At 66.0% G+C, this 3,672-nt stretch carries 2 protein-coding genes; both read left to right on the top strand.

The annotated features are described in order from the left end of the window. Nucleotides 1-151: FAD-linked oxidase C-terminal domain-containing protein (locus EOA60_RS23480; RefSeq protein WP_281060768.1), on the top strand; the 151-nt coding region annotated here is incomplete at its 5' end. Between the two features lie 88 nt (nucleotides 152-239). Next, nucleotides 240-3,672, top strand: a 3,433-nt coding sequence (locus tag EOA60_RS23475) for an AsmA family protein (RefSeq protein WP_128311971.1), incomplete at its 3' end; no start/stop codon positions are given.

The raw sequence follows: 3,672 nt of genomic DNA, 5'->3' as shown, positions 1-3,672 counted from the left end.
CACCTGCACCGGCGAGCACGGCATCGGCCAGGGCAAGGTCGGCTTCCTGCGCCATGAGCTCGGCCATGGCGTTGAGGTCATGCGAACGATCAAGCAGGCGCTCGATCCGCTGAACATCATGAACCCCGGCAAGATCTTGCCGAGAGCCTAGACGCCGAGGGTTGCAGCCGAATTGCCTCTTTATCGCCGCGCGGATGCGGGTAGAGTGCGGCTGACTTTAATCCTAGGCTTTGGGGCCGATGCTCGCTCGCCTGTTCGTGATCTTCGGTGGCCTGTTCGTGCTGGTGCTGTGCGCGGCGTTGGTTGTGCCGTATTTCGTCGACTGGACCGGCTACCGCGCCGATTTCGAGCGCGAGGCGAGCGCCATCCTCGGCCGCAAGGTGACCGTGAAAGGCGATGCGACCGCGCGGCTCTTGCCATTCCCTTCGGTGACCTTCTCCAACGTCGAGGTCGCAGGCGGCCCTGGCGGACAGCCGGCGATGACGATGGAGACCTTCTCCATGGACGCGGAGCTGGCGCCGTTCCTGCGCGGCGAACTGCTGATCTTCGACATGCGGCTGGTGCATCCGAAGGCGACCATCGATGTTGCAGGCGACGGCACGGTCGACTGGGCGATCCGGCCGTCGACGCCCTTCGATCCCGGACAGATCGCGATCGAGAAGCTGACAGTGACCGAAGGGCAGATCGAATTGCGCCATGCCGCCGGCGGGCGCAGCCATTTCATCTCCGAGATCAACTCGACCGTTTCGGCAAAGTCGCTCGCCGGCCCGTGGCGGATGGACGGCTCGCTGCGCTTCGACGGCCTGCGCACGGAAGTCTCGGCCTCAACCGGCAGAACTGAAGCCGACGGCCAGATGCGGGTCAGACTCAAAGCCGACCCAGATGCCTATCCGCTCATCATCGAGACGGACGGCAATGCCGGCATGGTCAGAGGCGCGGCGGTCTATTCCGGTCAGTTCAAGGTTTCGGCCTCTGACAAGAATGGGGCCGACAGGAGCTCGGCCGAATTGCGCGGCACTGACGCCGAGCCTGTGAAGGTCAGCGCCGGCAAGCCCGATCCCGGCTTCCGGCTGAACGGCAAATTCGCGCTCGACCATCAGAAGCTCGGTGTCGATGAATTCCGCTTCGAGACCGGACCGCTCGACAACCCCTATACCGCCGACGGCAAGGCCTCGGTCGATCTCGGCCTGAAACCGCATTTTTCGATCGAAGCGAACGGCGCGCAGGTGCAGTTCGACGAGGCGGTGGGCGCATCCGCAGGTGCCGGATTGACGCTCGACCAGCGTATCGCGGCGTTCGAGCAGACGCTTCAGCACATGCCGAAGCCGACGATACCGGGCACGGTCGAGGTCAGGCTGCCGGCCGTGGTGGCGGGCGATACCACGGTTCGCGACGTGCGGCTCTCGGCGGACCCGGCCGAAGGCGGGTGGTCGGTGAAGTCGCTCGCCGCGACACTGCCGGGCCGGGCGACGCTTGAAGCCGACGGCATGCTGAACGTCGAGGACCATTTCGGCTTCACCGGATCCCTGCTGCTTGCTGTCGGACAGCCGTCCGGTTTCGCCGCCTGGCTGTCGAAGGATGTCGACGACGCGATCCGCCGTCTGCCGGCGGCGGGCTTTAAGGCCAAGGTCGATCTCAGCGAGAACCGGCAGTCGTTCAGCGACCTCGAGCTGATCCTCGGCAAGGCGAAATTTTCCGGCCGCATCGATTCCAGCCAGCCCGATGGCGCCAGGCCCTCGGTGCTGATGCAGCTGGAGGGCGGCGAGCTCGACGTCGATGGGCTGGCGGCCTTCGCCTCGATCTTCGTCAGCGACAAGGGCGCCAACCGCTTCTCCGACCGCGACCTCGATTTCCAGATCAAGGCGGGCCCGGTCAGCGCCGCCGGGCTGACCGCCGATACAGTTGATACGGCGTTGAGGCTGCGCAAGGGCCTGCTCGAGATCGACCTGCTCTCGGTCGGAGGGCTCGCCGGCGCCTCAATCAGCGCCACCGGGCGCATCAAGGATTTTCCGGAAAGCCCGACCGGCAAGCTCGACGCATCCGTGGTGGCCGTCGATCTCAAGCCGCTCATAGATGTCGCAGCCCAGCATTATCCGGACAATCAGGTTCTGAAAGGCCTGGCTGCCCGTGTTGCTGCCTATCCGGAGCTGTTCCAGGACGCCCGGATCGACCTGGTGACAAGTGCCGCCGACAATGGCGACGGCACCACCGGACTCGCGCTCTCGGCGCAAGGCAAGGCCGGCGGTTCCGCCTTCTCGGCTTCGCTTTCGGGCAGGGGGACGCGGGATCGGCTTCCCGATGCGCCGGTATCGATCACCTTCAATGCCAGGAACGAGAACGCCGCCACGCTGCTTGCACTCTACGGCCTGCCGGCGCTGCCGCTCGGCATGCTTGGACAGGCCACCACCGATATCACGGCCAAAGGCTCGCTGGGCGGCGGTCTGGCAACCAGCTTCAACCTGACGGCCGACGATTTCAGGGCGAGCTTTGACGGGACCATCGCCGAGACAGAGCAAGGCGCCACCGCCAAGGGCAAGGTCAATCTCGACGCCGCCGATATCGAGCCATGGCTGATGACGACAGGTGTCGGGCTGCCCGGCATGGGCACCGGGACGTCGGCTTCGCTCGCCAGCGATGCCGACTTCGGCAATGGGCTTCTGGTGCTGAGCGGGCTCAGCGGCGCCATCAACAAGGCGACTGTGTCCGGCGACGTCAACGCCGACATGAAGGACGGACTGCCGCATCTTGCCGGCGCGCTGGCGCTCGATGAGCTCGACCTCGACCCGCTGGCGGTGTCGCTGTTCGGCGACCAGTCCTTCCTCGCCGGGAAGGACGGTGGCTGGCCGACGACGCCGTTCAGCCGGAAATCGACCCTGCCGTTCAGCGCCGATCTCGACCTCAACACGGCGGCCCTTGCCGCCGGACCGTTCGCGACCGCGCATGACGCGACGCTGTCGCTGAAGCTCGACCGGGAAGGCATCCGTGTCTCGGACCTCAAAGCCAAGCTCTATGAGGGCACGCTGACCGGCCTGTTCGAGCTCAAGAACACGGAGGGCACCGGCCTGTTATCGGGTCAGTTGAAGCTGGCGGGCAGTGATCTTGCCGCAGTGCTGCCTGGCGCCGGAATCAGCGGCAGCGGCGACATTTCGGCCGCGCTGTCGACCAGCGGCAAGTCTGTCGATGCGATGATCGCCGCCCTGTCAGGGTCCGGCACGGCGGCGCTGAAGGGACTGACCATCGCCGGCATCAATCCCGATGCTTTTGCCCCCGTCATCGCCAAGGCCGATGCAATCGGACGCGACATCGATGCCGCCAAGACCGCCGGCTTCGCGCCTGAGATCGCCGGACAGGGAAGTTTCGCGGCCGGCAACACCGATATCCCCTTCACCGTTGCCAATGGCACGCTGCGGGCGCCGCCGATCAGCCTCGACAATCCGGCGGCGACGCTGTCGGCGGACGTTACCGCCGACCTCGATGCGAGCACGCTGGCCGCCAAGGGAGCGATTACCTATCGACCGGGCGACGAGGCGCTTGTCGGCTCCGAACCAGCTGTGAACTTCAGCCTTGCAGGCCAGATCGGGGCGACGTCGCTCCAGTTCGACAGCGCGCCGCTGGCGCAGTTCCTGACCCAGCGCGCGCTGGAGAAGGAGCAGCAGCGCGTCGAGGCGATGC

Origin of the sequence: Mesorhizobium sp. M1A.F.Ca.IN.020.06.1.1 (genome assembly GCF_004023265.1) — a bacterium.
In the GTDB taxonomy this organism is placed as follows: domain Bacteria; phylum Pseudomonadota; class Alphaproteobacteria; order Rhizobiales; family Rhizobiaceae; genus Mesorhizobium.
Note: the sequence above shows the minus strand (reverse complement) of the source record. Positions and strands in the feature narration are given on the sequence as shown.